11 protein-coding genes are annotated in these 16,782 nt (G+C 69.5%); 5 read left to right on the top strand and 6 right to left on the bottom strand.

Features of this window, described 5'->3' with window-relative positions:
- Positions 1-234: 234 nt before the first annotated feature.
- Both GGR66_RS01530 and GGR66_RS01525 read right to left on the bottom strand, forming a co-directional pair.
- Entirely contained in the window at positions 235-2,652 is a 2,418-nt protein-coding gene (locus GGR66_RS01530; RefSeq protein ID WP_184446970.1) for a TonB-dependent receptor, read from the bottom strand.
- A gap of 331 nt (positions 2,653-2,983) precedes the next feature.
- Positions 2,984-5,374: a TonB-dependent receptor gene (locus GGR66_RS01525; protein ID WP_184446969.1), complete on the bottom strand. Its 2,391-nt coding sequence runs from the start codon at positions 5,372-5,374 to the stop codon at positions 2,984-2,986.
- Positions 5,375-5,628: 254 nt separating this feature from the next.
- Here GGR66_RS01525 and GGR66_RS01520 point away from each other — a divergent pair, with 254 nt between their 5' ends.
- Together GGR66_RS01520 and GGR66_RS01515 are read left to right on the top strand one after the other, a co-directional pair.
- Positions 5,629-7,488, top strand: coding sequence for an ABC-F family ATP-binding cassette domain-containing protein (locus GGR66_RS01520; protein WP_184446968.1), 1,860 nt, complete (start codon positions 5,629-5,631; stop codon positions 7,486-7,488).
- 91 nt (positions 7,489-7,579) lie between these two features.
- Complete coding sequence (locus GGR66_RS01515) at positions 7,580-8,095, top strand: YcxB family protein (protein WP_184446967.1); 516 nt, start codon at positions 7,580-7,582, stop codon at positions 8,093-8,095.
- A 313-nt stretch (positions 8,096-8,408) separates the two neighbouring features.
- On the opposite strand, the gene GGR66_RS01510 is transcribed toward GGR66_RS01515, so the two are convergent.
- Together GGR66_RS01510 and ampR are read right to left on the bottom strand one after the other, a co-directional pair.
- Positions 8,409-8,699, bottom strand: coding sequence for a hypothetical protein (locus GGR66_RS01510; RefSeq protein WP_237475401.1), 291 nt, complete (start codon positions 8,697-8,699; stop codon positions 8,409-8,411).
- A gap of 206 nt (positions 8,700-8,905) precedes the next feature.
- On the bottom strand, positions 8,906-9,784 hold the full coding sequence (gene ampR / locus GGR66_RS01505) for a LysR family transcriptional regulator AmpR (protein WP_184446966.1): 879 nt from the start codon (positions 9,782-9,784) through the stop codon (positions 8,906-8,908).
- A gap of 98 nt (positions 9,785-9,882) precedes the next feature.
- Between ampR and bla the strand changes: the two genes are divergently transcribed.
- The 3 genes from bla to GGR66_RS01490 are packed head-to-tail and all read left to right on the top strand — an operon-like array spanning position 9,883 to position 11,976.
- Positions 9,883-10,791, top strand: a complete 909-nt coding sequence (bla, locus tag GGR66_RS01500; protein WP_184446965.1) for a class A beta-lactamase — start codon at positions 9,883-9,885, stop codon at positions 10,789-10,791.
- 55 nt (positions 10,792-10,846) lie between these two features.
- Entirely contained in the window at positions 10,847-10,987 is a 141-nt protein-coding gene (locus GGR66_RS01495; protein ID WP_184446964.1) for a hypothetical protein, read from the top strand.
- Between the two features lie 41 nt (positions 10,988-11,028).
- Positions 11,029-11,976, top strand: coding sequence for an alpha/beta hydrolase (locus tag GGR66_RS01490; RefSeq protein ID WP_184446963.1), 948 nt, complete (start codon positions 11,029-11,031; stop codon positions 11,974-11,976).
- 114 nt (positions 11,977-12,090) lie between these two features.
- Here the strand turns inward: GGR66_RS01490 and GGR66_RS01485 are convergent, their stop codons facing one another.
- Positions 12,091-14,259: a phospholipase C, phosphocholine-specific gene (locus GGR66_RS01485; protein ID WP_184446962.1), complete on the bottom strand. Its 2,169-nt coding sequence runs from the start codon at positions 14,257-14,259 to the stop codon at positions 12,091-12,093.
- Positions 14,260-14,329: 70 nt separating this feature from the next.
- Positions 14,330-16,726, bottom strand: coding sequence for a TonB-dependent receptor (locus tag GGR66_RS01480; RefSeq protein ID WP_184446961.1), 2,397 nt, complete (start codon positions 16,724-16,726; stop codon positions 14,330-14,332).
- Positions 16,727-16,782 lie beyond the last annotated feature (56 nt).

Here is a 16,782-nt window from a genome sequence, read left to right as displayed (position 1 = left end):
CGGGCACCGCATGTCGCGAGCATGCGCCTGGTACCCCGTAGGAGCGGCTTCAGCCGCGACGTGCTATCGGTAAGCGTCGCGGCTGAAGCCGCTCCTACGAGAAGCCACGGGCCGCCACAGCACGGCACGCTGCGAACAATCCCCAATCCCGAATCCCGAACACAACAACGGCCCGGAAACCCGGGCCGTCGTCATGCCGCTCAACGTAGGCGCGATCGACGCCCACTCATGCGATCACCAGCGGTAATTGATCCGCCCGTACACGTAGGCGCCGTTGAAGCCGTACGGCGAGTAGTTGCTGTACGGCAGCATGCCGTAGGTGGAGTTGATCAGGTTGTCGGTCTTGTCCGGGTACTGGTCGAACACGTTGTCCGCGCCCAGCGTCAGCGTCCAGTTCGTGCTCGGCTTGAAGCTGGCCGAGGCGTCGACCACCCAGTCCGCGCCGTAGGTCTGGTCGCGGGTGGCGGTGGCCGAATTGCGCACGGTGAACTCGCCGTAGCGGGTGGCGGCCAGGCTCAGGTCCCACTTCGGCAGCTTCCAGGTACCGCTGAGGATCAGCTTGTCCTTCGGGTAGCTGTCTTCCAGGCGGCCGATCTCGTCGCGGCCCAGGGTGGTCTGGGTCGAGCCGATGGCGGCCAGCGCCTGCGGCTGGGTCACCGCATGGGTGATGTCGGTCTTGCTGTAGCCGTAGCTGGCGGTGAGGTCCAGTGTGCTGGCCGCCAACGGGATGCTGTAGGTGCCGACCACGTCGACGCCGCGGGTGCGGGTGTCGGCGGCGTTGCTGAAGTAACGCACGCTGGTGACGTTGCTGTAGCCGAGCCCGCGCAGCTGCCCCAGCACCGCCGCGTCGTTGAGGTTGGACGACAGCAGGATGCGGTCGTCGATCTCGATCTGGTATGCGTCCACGGTCAGGTACAGGCGCTCGACCGGCTGCAGCACCAGGCCCAGGCTGTAGGACAGCGAGGTCTCGGCCTTCAGCGGCGCGGCGCCCAGCGCCTGGGCCACGGCGCTGTTCACCGGGAAGGTGCCGGATTCGAAGAAGCTGCCGTTGATGTAGCTGCTGGTCACCGCCTGGTACTGCTGCTGCGCCAGCGACGGCGCGCGGAAGCCGCTGGCGACAGTGCCGCGCAGCGCCACCTTGTCGGTGAACGCGTAGCGCGCCGACAGCTTGCCGGAGGTCTTGCTGCCGAAATCCGAGTAGTCCTCGTAGCGGCCGGTGAGGCCGGCGGAGAACTTGTCGGTGAGGTCGGCTTCCAGTCCCGCATACACCGCGTAGTTGTGGCGGTCCGAATGCACGGCGTTGAGCGGCGCGAAGCCGGCGAAACCCTGCGCGCCGCCGGTGGTGCCGGTGTACGAGGCCGGCTCGCCCGGCGACTGGTTCCACTTCTCCTGGCGGTATTCGGCGCCGAAGGACAGCGTCACCGGATAGGCCAGGCCCCACTCCAGCGGCTGGGTGAAGTCGGCATTGACTGCGTTCTGGGTGTACTCCAGCGCGCCGTCGTAGAAGCGACTCGGGCTGTCGACGCCGAGGCTGTAGTTGATGCTGTTGGCGGTGTGGAAGTCGACCTTGTTGTAGCCGTAGTTGTAGCTGACGTCCCAGGTGAAGCCGCCGGCGGTGCTGCCCTTCAGGCCGGCGACCAGCGAGCGGTCCTTGGAGTACTGCTCGATCTGCGGCACGTAGCCGTCGGGATAGACCTGCGCCAGCAGCGCGGTCTGGCCGTTGTGGTTGGGCGAGCGGTAGAACGCGAACGAGGTGATGTCGCGGTTGCTGGCGATCGCGGTGGCATAGCCGGTGAGGTTGTCGCTGAAGCGGAACTCGCCGTTGGCCGAGACCGCGGTGGCGTCGACCTTGGGGTCGCCGTAGACGAAGGTGGTCTGGCCGATGCCGGGGTAGTTGCCGGTGTTCGGCGCGGTGCCCTGGTAGGGGCCGGCGCGGTTGGTGGCGTCCTGCTGGCTGATCTGCCCGGCCACGTGCAGGCTGCCGCGGCCATCGCCGAAGCCGACCCCGGCGTCGCCGGAGAGTTGCGACTTGGCGCCGTCGCCGGCCGAGTACTGGCCGTGCTCCACGGCCAGGCTGCCGCCTTCGCCGGCGCCCTTGAGCACGATGTTGACCACGCCGGCGATGGCGTCGGAGCCATACTGCGCCGAAGCGCCGTCGCGCAGCACTTCCACCCGCTCGATCGCGGCGATCGGGATCGCGTTGAGATCCACCGCCGAGGAACCGCGGCCGATGGTGCCGTTGACGTTGATCATCGCCGAGGTGTGGCGGCGCTTGCCGTTGACCAGCACCAGCACCTGGTCGGGCGAGAGCCCGCGCAGCTGCGCCGGGCGGATGCCGCTGGTGCCGTCGGTCAAGGCCGGGCGCGGGAAGTTAAGCGAGGGCAGCGCGCGCGACAGCGCGGTCGCCAATTCCGAGGTGCCGGTGGCCTGCAGCGCTTCGGGGGTGATGATGTCGATCGGCGATTGCGACTCGGCGACGGTGCGGTCGCTGACGCGGGTGCCGGTGACGATCACCGTGTCCAGCGTGCTGGGCGTGCTGGGCGTGCTCGGCGTGCTCGGCGTGCTCGGCGCGTCGGGCGCGGTCTGGGCGAAGGAGGGGACGGCGAGGGCGGCGAGCACGGCGCTCGCCAGCAGCGACAACGGACGGTTCATGAAAACTCCAACAGGTGCCGAAACGGCAGGCGGGGCCGCGGCGGCCGGCAAGGCCGGCGGGCCGCGTCCTCAGGGATGTCTAATTATTTTTTAACATGCGTGCTGCGTCGCAGGATGCAAGCGCATGTTCTTATTCCATTACGTTCTAAGGGTCGGCAGAACGCCGCGTGCCGCCGCCGAGAGCGGACGGCAGTCGCAATGGCGAGGCGGCTATGCAGGCCGAGCAGCGTCCGCGCCCCATCGGGACAGCTGCGGCATCGGCCTGTTGGCCGCGCGAAGTCACGCGTGGCAGGGCGTCGCCGCTTGTCGCGGCGACGCCCGCCAGGTTCGCTCAGAAGCGGTAGCTCACCCGTCCGTACCAGTAGCGCCCGTTGAAGCCGAACGGCGACAGCGGCGAGTACTGCAGGCCGTTGGGCCGGTCGTCGTAGATGTTGTTGAGCGCGGTCCGGGTCGGGTACTGGTTGGTGACGTTGTCGGCGCCGACGGTGAAGGTCAGGTCGTGCCAGGCATAGCTGGTGGACAGGTTCAGCAGCCAGCGTGCGGCGAAGCCCTGGTCCTGGCTGCCGTCGGCCTCGTCGCCGCGGCGGGTGATGGCGCCGTAGCGGGTGGCGTCGCCGTGCAGGGTCCAGCCGGCCAGGCTCCAGTCGCCGCTGAGCACGTACTTGGTGCGCGGCGTGGCATCGGTCAGCAGGCCCTGGCTGGCGCGGCCGAAGTTCGGATCGGAGATCTCCAGGATCTCGATCTTGTTGTAGTTGGCGCTGAAACTGAGGTTGAGCGTGCCGGCGCGGTCGAGGTCGAGCAGGTAGTTGTTCACCCAGTCCACGCCGCGGGTGCGGGTGGTGGCGCCGTTGACGAAGAACTGTGCGGCGCTGACCTGGCCGATCGGCTCGGCCAGCGAGATCTGGTCCGAATACAGGATCTGGTCCCAGATGCGGATCTGGTACAGGTCCAGGGTGGCGTTGAAGCCGCCGCCCGGTTGCCAGACCGCACCGATGCTGTAGTTGGTGGATTTCTCCGGCGACAGCGGCTTGGCGCCGAGGGCGATGGCCACCGGGTCGGAGGTGCGGTAGGTGCCGATCTGGCTGAGGACGCCGTCCACCGGCAGGGTCACCACCGAGGCGTAGTTCTGTTGCGCCAGCGAGGGCGCGCGGAATCCGTTGGAGATGGTGCCGCGGATGGCGAAGGCGTCGTTGAGCTGGTAGCGCGCCGACAGCTTGCCCGAGCGGGTGGTGCCCGCATCGCTGTAGTCCTCGTAGCGCGCGGCCACGCCGCCGGACAGGCGCTCGGTCAGGTCCGCTTCCAGGTCGGCGTACACCGCCTTGCTGTGGCGCTGGAATTGCCCGGCCACGGTCGGCGACAGGCCGGGGAACACTTGCGAGCCGCCGGGGTAGGGCGCGCCGGTCTCGGGGTTGATTGCGTTCGGATCGAAGTAGATCGAGGTGGGCGAGCCGGCCACCACGGCGTACTTGTCCTGGCGGTATTCGGCGCCGAAGGCGAGATTGACCGGATAGGCCAGGCCCCAGTCCAGGGACTTGCTGAAGTCGGCGTTGAGCGCGTTCTGCTCGTTGCGGAAGCCGCCGGCGTTGAAGCGCGTCGGCGAGGCGCCGGTGCTCCAGTACAGGTTGGTGTTGATGGTGTTGCGCAGGTCGAAGGTGACGTCGTTCTTGCCGTAGTCGGCCGAGACGTCCCAGGTCCAGCCGTTGTCGGTGCTGCCCTTGACGCCGAGCACCGCGGCGCGGTCGTTGGAGGGGTTGTAGATCTGCGGCAGGTAGCCGTTGGGATAGACCGCCTGCACGTTGCGGTCGCTGTTGTCCCAGGCGCGGTAGTAGCCGTTGGACAGCACCTCGCGGCGGCTGAAGTTGGCGTAGCCGTACAGGTCGACGTGCGGGGTGAGCGCGTAGCCGAAATTGACCAAGCCCTGGTAGGTCTTGACCGCCGGGTCGCCGTAGCGCTCGTAGGGCACGCCGCTGGTGTTGGCGGCGCCGGCGAGGGTGGTGGCCTTGTCGGTGTTCTCGGCGCGATTGGTGTTCATCGCGTTCTGGTAGTTCCACGACACTCGCACCCAGCCCGGCGCCTCGCCGCCCGGCGCGCCGCCGAAGGCCAGGCCGTAGGAGCCGTCGATACCGTTCTGCGCGCCGTCGCCCTTGTCCATGATGCCGCCGTTGACCGCGACGCTGTTGCTGCCGGCCTTGGCACCGTGTTTGAGGACGATGTTGATGACGCCGGCGATGGCGTCGGAGCCGTATTGCGCGGAGGCGCCGTCGCGCAGCACCTCGATGCGCGCGATCGCCGACATCGGGATCGAGTTGAGGTCGGCCGGCGCCGAGCCACGCCCGACCGAGGGGTTGTAGTTGACCAGCGAGGTGGTGTGGTAGCGCTTGCCGTCCAGCAGCACCAGCACCGCATCCGGCGACAGGCCGCGCAGGGTCGCCGGGCGCAGCGCGTCGTTGCCGTCGTTGATCGCCGGGCGCGGGAAGTTCAGCGACGGCAACAACTTGCCGAGGGCGCTGGCGAGGTCGCTGGCGCCGGTGGCCTGCAGCGCCTCGGGCGCGATGATGTCGATCGGCGACTGCGATTCGGCCACCGTGCGGTCGGAGATGCGGGTGCCGGTGACGATGATGTTGTCCAGCGTGGTCGGTGCCTGCTGGGACTGGGCAAGGCTGTTGGCGGAGGCGAGCGCGAGCAGGACGGCACTGACGAGGGGGAGGCGGCGTTGCGTCATCGGGCGGAGACTCCAGTGGCTGGGAGGATTGGCGTGGGTCTGGCGATTTCCGGTGTGGGCGGTGCAATGCTGCGGTGCAGCGATTGCCATCGGATTGAAATCCGTTTTTCACGCCGGCGCGTATACAAAAACGGACCTGGGTCGGATTTTTTCGGTGCCCCGGGTGCCGCCCCGGACGCCGCCGCGTCGCCGCCCGGGTGGGCCGGCGTCGGCGAAGCGGCTACACTTCCGCCTCGCTAGCCGAGTGCCCTGCCTTGATTTCCCTACGTAATTTCGCCTTGCGCCGCGGCGAGCGGCTGTTGCTGTCCAATGTCGACCTCACCCTGCATGCCGGCTACCGGGTGGGCGTGGTCGGCCGCAACGGGGCCGGCAAGTCCAGCCTGTTCGCGGCGGTGAAGGGCGAACTGGAGGCCGACAAGGGCGACGTCGACCTGCCCGGCAAGGTGCGCATCGCCAGCGTCGCCCAGGAAACCCCCTCGCTGCCGGACCCGGCACTGAGCTTCGTGCTCGGTGGCGACACCGCGGTGGCCGCGGTGCTGAGCGAAGAGGCCGAGGCGACCGCGCGCGAGGACTGGGAGGCGGTCGCCGCCGCGCACACCAAGATGGCCGAGATGGGCGCCTACGACGCCGATGCGCGTGCCGGCAAGCTGCTGCACGGCCTCGGCTTCCCGGCCGAGACCCATCACCGCGCGGTGTCCTCGTTCTCCGGCGGCTGGCGCGTGCGCCTGAACCTGGCGCGCGCGCTGATGATGCCCAGCGACCTGCTGCTGCTCGACGAACCGACCAATCACCTCGACCTGGACGCGGTGTACTGGCTGGAGCAGTGGCTGCTGAAGTATCCGGGCACGCTTCTGCTGATCTCGCACGACCGCGAGTTCCTCGACAACGTCGCCACCCACACCCTGCACCTGCACGGTGGCGGCGCCAAGCTCTATCCGGGCGGCTATACCGATTTCGAACGTCAGCGCGCGGAACAACTGCGCCAGCAGCAAATCGCGCACGAGAAGGAACAGGCCGAGCGCGCCCACCTGCAGAGCTTCATCGACCGCTTCAAGGCCCAGGCCAGCAAGGCCGCGCAGGCGCAGAGCCGGATGAAGCGTCTGGCCAAGCTGGCCGGTACCGAAGCGGTGCGCGCCGAGCGCGAGTTCCGCATCGAATTCGCGCCGCCGGCCAAACTGCCGTTCTCGCTGATCCGCCTGAACCATGTCGAGGCCGGCTACGGCAGCGACGCGGTCATTCTGCACAACGTGGGCTTCGGCCTGGAAGCCGGCCAACGCATCGGCCTGCTCGGCCCGAACGGTGCCGGTAAGACCACGCTGGTGAAGACCCTGGTGGGCGAGCTGGCGCCGCTTGCAGGGGAACGCGCCGCCCATCCGGACCTGCGCATCGGCTACTTCGCCCAGCACACGGTGGAATCGCTGCATGAAGGCCAGTCGCCGATGGAGCACTTCCGCGACCTGGCCCCGGATGCGCCGAACCAGGCGTTCCGCGACTTCCTCGGCAAGTGGAATTTCCCGGGTGACCGTGCGTTCGAGCCGGTGGACGGCTTCTCCGGCGGCGAGCGCGCGCGCCTGGCGCTGGCGCTGATCGCCTGGCAGCAGCCGAACGTGCTGCTGCTGGACGAACCCACCAACCATCTCGACCTGGAAATGCGCGAGGCGCTGGCCGAGGCGCTGGCCGATTTCGACGGCGCCATCGTCATGGTCTCGCACGACCGCCACCTGATCGGCCTGGTCTGCGACACCTTCTGGCGCGTGGCCGACGGCGTGGTGGAGCCGTTCGACGGCGACCTCGACGCCTACGCCGCGTGGCTACGCACCCGGCCGGCCGCGCAGGGCACCAAGCAGAAGCTGGCCGAGGCCGCGCCGACCCCGCCGCCGCCGGTCAAGCCGCTGCCGGCGAAGAAGCCGCCGAACCCGCACAAGCTGGCCGCCGCGGAGAAGCGCGTGGGCGAGCTGGAAGCCACCCTGGCCGAGCTCGATCGCCAGCTCGCCGACCCGCGCAGCTATGCCGATGCGGAGAAGATGGCGGTGCTGGGCCGCGACCGCGAAGCGACCGCGCGCGAGTTGGCGCAGGCCGAGCAGGCGTGGATGGAGTTGATCGACGGCGCCTGACGGCGTCGCACAGGCCGGCCGCGCGCAACGCGGCCGATGGCCCATCCCGCAGGCCCGGCCGGCGCGGTCATGCCTTCATGGAGCGACGACGATGATCAGCGGCACCATCCGCCTGGACGATTTCCGCGCTGCGCAACGCCTGCATCATCGATACAAGCTGCGCCGCGCACTGATGCTGATGGGCGGTGCGTTCCTGCTCGGCGTATTGCTGTTGTTGTCTGATGCGCGCGGTGGCTGGGCGAGCGTGCTGGGCGAGGCGCTGGTCTTCTTCAGTTGCGGTGCTCCGATCTGGCTGGCCTTGTGGTACGGCTGGGTCGTGCCGAGCAAGCTGCTGTTCCTCTACACGCAGCAGGAGTCGCTGCGGCATCGCTTCACCTATGCATGGGACCAGGTGGGCATCCGCATCACCTGGCCGAACGGCGAGGTACACCGCCGCTGGCGCGATTACGTCCGGTATCGCGAGAGTCCGCGGGTGTTGCTGCTGTACCACAACGACGGCATGTTCGACGTGGTGCCGACGGCATGGTTTGCCGACGCCGCACAGCGCGACGCGTTCCGGCGGCTGGCGGCGCGGGTGGGAACCGGAACTGGCAAGTCCACCGTGTAGCAGGCGCTCAGGTTGCGGCGTGCGCTGGACATGCATGCGATGTGGATGTCCGCGCTTGGTCCAGGCTCGCCGGAGCGCGAGTGGGCATACCCCCTGTGGGAGGGGCTTCAGCCCCGACGCCTCACTGTCCCAGCCAACGGAAAGCCACACCAGCAAGGCAGGCGCAAGCGCCCAGGGCCGGGCGCTTGCACGTGGCCGGTGAGGACGCTCTGGCGGCAGTGACACAAAGTGCCCGGCGCCATCGGTCGCGATGGGCGTGCCGGGTAGAAGAGGACGGTCGGTTCGGCCGGCGCGTTGCGCCGGCCCGCGGTGCTCAGGCAGCGGCGCTGGCCACGACCAGCAGGCCGCCGGCGATCGCCGCCCAGTCCAGCGGCGTGCGCGAGCGCAGGCTCTTCAGCGAGGGGCGGGCGGTCGGCGTCGGTCGCAGGCCGGCCTTGAGCGCCATCAGCGCCAGGCCCGCGGCGCTGAGCGCCCAATGCCATTCGCTGGCGCCGCCGCGCAGGAAATAGGCCAGATGCAGCACACACAGACAGGCCAGTACGGCGGCCAGCACGACGTCACGCGAGACCAGGCCCGGACGGGCGGTCAGGACACCACGGTTCATCAACATGTTTCCCCCTGGACGATAGGCGCCTTCCCCGGCGCACACTGCGACTGCGACCGGGATCATATTTCGAGCTTGCACGGCCGCCAAGCGGCAGTGCACAAAATCTTCACATGGCTGTCAAAGCCCGCTGGTAGGCGTAGCAAGGCACGTGCCGGATGTGCGCAGGTGGTGTGGAAGGCGATGTGCAGCACTGGCCCTGTCGCTCAGTCGGCATGTGCGGCCTGCTCGGCCAGCAACCATTCGCGCAGCCGCCGCCCCGCGTCGCTTTCCGCCCGCGAGCGCAATCGGGTCAGCCAATAGCGGCCCAGGTCGATGCGGGTCGGAAACGGGCATGCCAGGCGCCCGGCATCCAGGTCCTGGGCGAACAGCCGCAGCGGCAGCAGGGCCACGCCGTGGCCGGTCGCGGCGATGCTGGCCAGAGTCAGCGAGGCATCGCAGATCGGGCCGCCGGCCTGCACCTCGGGCGCGCCGGCGGCCTGCAGCCAGCGCGGCCATTCGTCCAGCCGGTAGGAGCGCAGCAGGTTGGTCCTTGCCAGGTCGGCGGGCGTGCGCAGCAGCGGCGCCAGTGCCGGTGCGCACACCGGTGCGAACGGCGCATCCAGGACCGGCGTGGCGTACTGGCCCTGCCAGTCGCCATCGCCGAAGCGGATCGCCAGGTCCAGGCCTTCACCGGCCAGGTCGACCCGGTTGTTGTGGGTGTACACGCGCAGTTCGATGCCCGGGTGCGCGGCGTGGAAGGCGTCCAGCCGCGGCAGCAGCCAGCCCACCGCGAAGGTGCCGACCACGCCCACGCTCAGCGTCTCGCGATAGCGGCCGCCGGCGAAGCGCTGCAGGGTGGAGGCGATGCGGTCGAAGGCCTCGGTCAGCACCGGGTGCAGGCGCAGGCCCTCGTCGGTCAGGGCCACGCCGCGCGGCAGGCGCTGGAACAGCACCACGCCCAGGCGCGCCTCCAGTTGCTTGATCTGGTGGCTCAGTGCGGCCTGGGTCACGCACAGCTCGGCGGCGGCGCGGGTCAGGTTCTGGTGCCGCGCCGCGGCTTCGAAGGCACGCAGGGCGTTCAACGGCAGGTGCGGACGGATCATCGCCAGGCATCAATTCGGCTCATGGGTGCGATTGAATAACCTCGCTGGTGGGGGCAGGTCAATGCGGCCATCATCCTGGCTCCCGACGGAGATGGACGATGCTGACGAGACGACGGTTCCTGCAGGGCGTGGGCATGGGCGCGAGCCTGCTGGCGGTGGCTGCAGTGCAGGCAAAAACGCCGCAAAACAAGGCGCCAACGCTACAGCAGCGACTGGCCGAGATCGAGCGGCGCAGCGGTGGCCGGCTCGGCGTGAGCCTGCTCGACGGCAGCGGCGCGGTGCTCGGCGGACAGCGCCAGGACGAGCGCTTCCCGCTGTGCAGTACCTTCAAATTTCTATTGGCAGGGGCGGTGCTGCAGCGGGTCGATCGTGGCGAGTTGACCCTGGAGCGGCGCCTGCCGGTGCGCAAGGCGGATCTGCTGGGGAATTCGCCGGTGTCCGAGCGCCATGTGGGCGGCACGCTCAGCGTGGCCGAGCTGTGCCGTGCGGCGATGATCTACAGCGACAACGCCGCGGCCAACCTGCTGCTGCCGCTGGTCGGCGACCCGCCCGGCGTGACCCGCTTCCTGCGTGCGCTGGGCGATACGCAGACCCAACTGGATCGCAACGAGCCGGGCATGAACGATTTTGTCGCCGGCGATCCGCGCGACACCACCACGCCGGCGGCGATGGCGGCGACGATGCGCACCCTGTTGCTCGGGGAGGCGCTGCAACCCGTCTCGCGGCAGCGCCTGATCGGCTGGATGCGCGACAACCGCACCGGCAAGGATTGCCTGCGCGCCGGCCTGCCGGCGGGCTGGCAGATCGGCGACAAGACCGGCAGCAACGGCACCGACACCCGCAACGACATCGCCATCGTGTGGGCGCCAGGACGGCCCACGCCGCTGCTGCTGACCGCCTATCTCAATGGCGCCACGGTCGACAGCGCCGCGCGCGATGCGGCGCTGAAGGCGGTGGCGCAGGCGGTGGTGGCCACGCTGCCGGCGCAGGCGCCGCGCGCCGGCTAGCCGTTCTCCGTAGGGCCGACTTCAATCGCGACGGGCTTTACCGGGAAGGTCCGTCGTGGCTGATTCCACAAAAGGCGACAACAGCCGTTCCTACCCGACGTCGCTCGCGATCATCGGCGTCGCCATTCTGTCTATGTCGCGCGCGATCGCCTGCGTTGTACCCAACGGCCACAGCCGCCGCGGCCGTGCCACCTGATCGTGCGGTCCCTTCCAGTCCCTTCCTGTTCGGAGCGTCCCATGCGTGGATTCGTATGCTGTTCGTTCGCCATCGCCCTCGGGCTGTTCGCCCACACCGCGCAGGCGCGGGTCTGGGAACCCTCGCCCGGCCACGCGCAGGTGCCGATCTGGCCCGGCGCGGTGCCGAACGCCTTGCCGCATCCGAAGCCGGAATCGGCCGGTCCCGGGGCCAGGATCGACAACGTCAGTCGGCCGACCATGACGGTCTATCCGGCGCAGGGCCACAACACCGGCGCCGCGGTGGTGGTGTTTCCCGGCGGCGGTTATCAAATGCTGGCGATGGACCTGGAGGGCACGGACATCTGCGACTGGCTGACCTCGCGCGGCATCACCTGCGTGCTGTTGAAGTACCGCGTGCCGAACTCGGGGCCGACCTGGGTCGATGACCGTCGCTACTACCCGAAGGTGCAGACCGCGCTGCAGGACGCGCAGCGCACGCTGGGCCTGGTGCGCCAGCAGGCCGCGACCTGGGGCGTGGACCCGCACAAGATCGGGGTGATGGGCTTTTCCGCTGGCGGCCACCTGGTGGCTGCGGCGAGCACGCACTTCGCCCAGCGCACCTATCCGCTGGTGGATGCCGCCGATCGCGTCAGCTGCCGCCCGGACTTCGCCATCGCCGTGTACCCGGGCCATCTGTGGGTGCACGAGGACGAGGACGCCGACACCCGCGATTTCACCGATCTGGCCTTGCGTCCGGACATCCGCGTCGTCGCCGACACCCCGCCGACCTTCCTGCTGCAGGCGCAGGACGACTACGTGGACGGCATCTCGCAGGTGCTGGCGTACTTCGTCGCCCTCAACCACGCCGACGTGCCGACGGAAATGCATATCTACGCCAAGGGTGGCCACGCTTTCGGTCTGCGTGCAAAGAACCTCCCGATCGCGCAGTGGCCGCAACTGGTGGAGACCTGGCTGCGGACGATCGGGATGCTTGAGAGCCGGGATTAGGGAGTTGGGATTGGGGATTGGTAACAGCCGGGATTGGGGATTCGGGATTGGCAAAAGCGTGTCAGCGCGCGGATTGCGCTTTTACGAATCCCAAATCCCAAATCCCGGACGTTGTCACGAATCCCCAATCCCGACTCCCCAATCCCGCCCGCCTCCGGCGGGCTCCTGATACAGCCGCGCCGGCCCGCCCATCGCCGGATCGCTGATGCCGGGCTTGCCGGTTTCCACGCGGCCGGCCAGGCGCCGGCGGGCGTGGTCCTGGATCAGCCACAGGTCGTACCAGCCGCCGCTCGGCTTGGCGCTCCAGCGCATGCGCTGCTCGGCACCAGGCGCCAGCGTCACCTGCTGGCGCGGCTGTGCCTGCGCATAGGCGGCCGGTTCCAGGGACACGCTGAGCGGGTCGGGGCCGGGATTGCGCAGCACCAGGCACAGCGTCTGCGCGTCGTCCGGGTCCTGGACGATGTCGGCCTGCAGCAGCGGAGCGCTCAGATCGCCGCGATAGTGGCGATGGAAGCCGTTGGGGCCGAGCAGCCACAGGTCGTAGTCGCCGTCGTAGGTGGTCCAGGTGCCGTCCAGGCTTGCACCGGCGCCCACCGTGTAGCGGCGCGGGATCGACTCCAGCAGGTAGCGGTCGTAGACGTGCAGCACCGCCGCGGCGCCGGTGTTGGTCATGCGCAACTGCACTTCGCCGCGCTCGAGCACGTACTGCAACTGCACCGTAGGCCGATACGGTAGCGCGCGTGCGCGGCGCACGCCGAATGCCTGTCGTGGTGCCTGCAACTGCGTCGGCAGCGGCGGCAGCGCATGCTCGCGCAGCGCCGCGGCGCGTGCCGCCGCCTCGCGCACGTCCGGCAGGTCGGCGACGAAAGGGCGCGTATCGGTCTGGCGGAAATCGAAGGCGTCGAGCAGGTCGCCGCAGACCGCGCGGCGCCACGGGGTCAGGCCGGCGGCGGCGACGCCGAAGCGGCGCTCCAGCAGGCGCAGCACCGAGGTGTGGTCGTAGACCTGCGAATCGACCCAGCCACCGCGACTCCATGGCGAGATCACGTACAGCGGCACGCGTGGTCCGAGGCCGTAGGGGCGTCCGCGCAGCTCCGGCGGATCGGCCTTGGCGTCGCCCGGTGCCGGGTGCAGGTGGTATTCGCCGTCGGTGGCGACGCTGGACGCGCCGGCCCAGCCGCCGGCCGCGGACGGGTCGGGCGAGGGCGGAGCCGGCGGCGGCACGTGGTCGAAGAAGCCGTCGTTCTCGTCGAACATCAGCAGCAGCGCGGTGCGCGCCCACACCTTGGGGTCGGCGGTCAGCGCGTCGAGCACGCGCGCGGTGTAGGCCGCGCCCTGCGCCGGGCTGGACGGATCGGGATGCTCGCTGCCGGCGGCGTCGGCGATGATGAAGCTCACCGACGGCAGCCGCGCGGCCAGCACGTCCTCGCGCAACTGGGTCAGGCTGCGGCTGGAAACGCCGCGTGCGCGCAATTGCGGATCGTGCCCGGGCGCACCGCGCCAGGCCGCGCGGAACGGCGCGAAGCCGGCCAGCGGGTTGTCGGTGAAGTTGTCGGCCATGTCCTGGTAGATCTGCCAGGACACGCCGGCCTGCTGCAGCGCCTCGACGTAGCTGGGCCAGCGGTAGTCGTCCGGGGCGCCGCCCAGTTCCGGGAAGTTGTCGTGCGAGTTGGCGATGACCGGGCCGCCGGCGCGGGCGTGCGGATCGTTCTGCCCGGTCCACAGGAACACGCGGTTGGGATTGGTGCCGGCCTGGATCGCGCAGTGGTAGGCGTCGCACACGGTGAAGGCTTCGGCCAGGGCGAACTGGAACGGCAGGTCGTCGCGTTCGTAGTACGCCAGTGCGTGGTCGCGCTTGGCCGCCGGCCATTGGCCCATGCGGCCGTGGTCCCAGGCTTGCTGTGCGTTCGGCCAGGTATGCGGGGTGCCTTGCACGCGCATGGTGGCGAAGTTCTGCGCGGTGCGCAGCGGGAACGGTGCCAACGGGCGGCTGCCGTCGGCGCTGGGCTGCAGCCACACCGTGCGCGGGGCGATGCCGGGCAGCGTCGGTGCGGGGATCGGGAAGCGGTCGCCGAAGCCGCGCACGCCGGCCAGGCTGCCGAAGTAATGGTCGAAGGCGCGGTTCTCCTGCATCAGGATCACCACGTGCTGCAGATCGTCGAGGGTGCCGCTGCGCACGTCCGGGGCGATCGCCGCGGCGCGGGCGATGCTCGGCGGCAGCAGTCCGGCGGCGCTGGCGGTGAGGCCGGCGCGGAGCAGCCGGCGGCGGGTCTGGTCGGTCATGGCGGTCCGGGGAAACACAAAACGGCGGAAGCCGGGATCGGCTGCCGCCGCGAGACTGCCACGGCGCCGGTTACAGGTCGACCATGAAGGTCAGGCCGACCGTGCGCGGTGGCGCGATGAAGGCGCTGTCGCTGCCGTCCACGCCGTTGAGGTAGCGCTTGTCGGTGAGGTTGCTGATCACCAGGTCCAGTTTGGCCTGCTGCAACTGCGGCGACAGCCCGCCCAGGGCGATGCCGAGATTGGCGTCGAAGGTGGTCACCGCATCCAGCGACGCGCTGTTGGCCGCGTCCAGGTAGCGCCGGCCCAGGTAGCGGCCGGACAGGCCGCCGTGCCAGCGCTGGCCCTGCCAGTCGGCCGACAGCACCAGGGTCTTCCGCGGCTGGCCGATCACCTGCGAGCCCGGTGCGATCTCCAGTGCCTGGTCGCGCGCGGCGTTGCCGCTGCCCAGGTAGGTCGCCTTGTTGTAGGTGTAGGCGCCGTTGAGCCGCCAGCCGTTGTCCCAGGCGTAGCCCAGCGCCAGTTCCACGCCGCGCGCGTGCACGCCGCCGAAGTTCTCGTAGACGCCGTCGGTCTCGCCCAGGTAGTCGATGCCGGTGACGAAGTTGGCCGGCACGTAGACGATGCGGTTGTCGAAGCGGATGTCGTACAGGGTGATGCTGCCGGTCAGCGGCCAGCGGCTCATGCGCAGGCCCACCTCGACGTTGTCGGCGGTTTCCGGCTTGACCTTGCTCAGCACCAGCGGATCGGTCTCGCCGAGCACGCCGGAGGGGATCGCGGCGAAGTTCTGCGAGAAGCCGGCGAAGGCCTCTACGCCCTTGAGCGGCGTGGTCCAGGTGAGGCCGGCGGAGAACAGCGGATCGGAGTGCGAATCCGATTCGATGTGCGCGGCATCGCCGATACGGCGGTCGCGGGTCTGGTCGACGAAGAACTGCTTCACGCCCACGCGCCAGGCGAAGTCGCCATAGCGCATCACGTCCTCGGCGTAGTACATCTGCTCGTCGGTGCGGTAGTCGTCCTTGAACTGCACCCAGTACGGCACGTGGTCGAAGGCGATGTTGCTGCCGACGTCGAGCAGGCGGTGCCAGTCGCGGGTGACGCTGCGGTCGTAGCGTTCCAGCCACAGGCCGCCGCGCACGGTGTTGTGCAGCCCGCCGACGTCCTGCGCCCACTCCACGTCGGCGGTGACGCCGCCGCGCTGGTTGTCGTAGTGGCTGTGGCGGTAGGACTGCACTGGCAGCGAGCCTGCCGGGTAGCAGGCCGGGTTGGACTCGGCCGGCAGGGTCGCGGTGTCGGCGCAGCCCGGCAGCATGCTCGCGGCCGCGCCGCTGGGGGTGACGAAGTAGAGCTTGCCCAGGGCATTGCCGCCGTACACGGTGCGGCCGCCGGTGTATTCGGATTCCGGACGCCCGGCGCCGTCGTTGGTGACGTCCACCAGGTAGGGCGGGATCCAGTCGCCGCGGCCCTGCAGGCCGTGCCCATAGCCGGTCAGGGTGGCCTTGAAGCCGTTGCCGCCGTCGAACTGGCCGCGCAGGTAGCCGAAGGTGTTCTTGCGCAGCGCGCGCGAACCGGAGCGGTAGTTCTGGTCGTAGTAGGGGATGCCGGTGAGCCTGCCGGTGAGCAGGTCGTGGTCCGGATCGGTGGCGAACTGCGCCGGGGTGACGCTGCTGTATTCCGATTCGTTGGCGTCGTCGTAGGACAGGTAGCCGCTGAGCGTCCACGCGCCGAGGTCGCTGACGAACTTGCCGGCCAGGTGGTCGCGGGTGGTGTGGCCGCTGCCGTCGATCCAGTCGTCGTTGCTGGCGTGCGAGCCGCTGACCCAGGCGCGGGTGCCGCCGAGGTCGCCGCTGTCGTAGCGCGCGTAGTACTTGCGCGCCTGGTTGTCGCCGATACCGACGGCCATGCGCACGCGCTGCTGGTCCAGCGGCTCGCTGGTGAGGAAGTTGAGGGTGCCGCCCAGCGCTTCGTTGGAGCGCGAGGCGATGTCGGCGGTGCCCTGGCTGACCTCCACCGTCTCCAGGTCCAGTGTGTCGATGAAGCGGTTGGCCTTGGCGCCGCCGCCGTAGGCCGAGCCGCCGTTGGGCACGCCGTCGATGGTGGTGCCGATCTGCTGGTCGTCGCGGTTGGTGACGAAGCCGCGCATGCTGATCTGCGTGCCCCAGTCGGAGGAGCCGAACGCATCGGCCTCGGTGGCGATCACCCCGGGCAACTCGTTGAGGGCGTCGTTGACGCTGCTCATCGCGAACTGGCGGTCCAGCGCCTCCTTGCTGACGTTGATCTTGGCGTAGGTGGTGGCCTGGCCGAGCACCTGCACCTGGTCCAGGGTCGAGACCCGGTCGCTGCTGTCGGACGGGGCCGTGCCGTCGGCGCCGTCGCTGGCCTCGGCGGCGTGGGCGCAGCCGAGGCTGGTGGCCAGCGCCAGGGCCAGCAGGGTCGGGGCAGGGGTGCGGAAATACGCCGAAACGGTCATCGGGTGCGTGGCTTGCGTGAGGGGCGCTCATGGTCCGATCGAGCGGTTTCGTGCGT

It is taken from the genome of Xanthomonas sp. 3498 (assembly GCF_014199795.1).
Classification (GTDB): domain Bacteria; phylum Pseudomonadota; class Gammaproteobacteria; order Xanthomonadales; family Xanthomonadaceae; genus Xanthomonas_A; species Xanthomonas_A rydalmerensis.
This window is presented reverse-complemented; position numbering and strand designations above follow the sequence as displayed.

What these genes read in the sequence shown, in the direction of transcription:
- GGR66_RS01510 (WP_237475401.1), bottom strand. Translation starts at nt 8,699, where the DNA reads ATGAACCGTGGTGTCCTGACCGCCCGTCCGGGCCTGGTCTCGCGTGAC.
- GGR66_RS01485 (WP_184446962.1), bottom strand. Translation starts at nt 14,259, where the DNA reads ATGACCGACCAGACCCGCCGCCGGCTGCTCCGCGCCGGCCTCACCGCC.
- GGR66_RS01530 (WP_184446970.1), bottom strand. Translation starts at nt 2,652, where the DNA reads ATGAACCGTCCGTTGTCGCTGCTGGCGAGCGCCGTGCTCGCCGCCCTC.
- GGR66_RS01525 (WP_184446969.1), bottom strand. Translation starts at nt 5,374, where the DNA reads ATGACGCAACGCCGCCTCCCCCTCGTCAGTGCCGTCCTGCTCGCGCTC.
- GGR66_RS01480 (WP_184446961.1), bottom strand. Translation starts at nt 16,726, where the DNA reads ATGACCGTTTCGGCGTATTTCCGCACCCCTGCCCCGACCCTGCTGGCC.
- GGR66_RS01515 (WP_184446967.1), top strand. Translation starts at nt 7,580, where the DNA reads ATGATCAGCGGCACCATCCGCCTGGACGATTTCCGCGCTGCGCAACGC.
- ampR (WP_184446966.1), bottom strand. Translation starts at nt 9,784, where the DNA reads ATGATCCGTCCGCACCTGCCGTTGAACGCCCTGCGTGCCTTCGAAGCC.
- GGR66_RS01490 (WP_184446963.1), top strand. Translation starts at nt 11,029, where the DNA reads ATGCGTGGATTCGTATGCTGTTCGTTCGCCATCGCCCTCGGGCTGTTC.
- bla (WP_184446965.1), top strand. Translation starts at nt 9,883, where the DNA reads ATGCTGACGAGACGACGGTTCCTGCAGGGCGTGGGCATGGGCGCGAGC.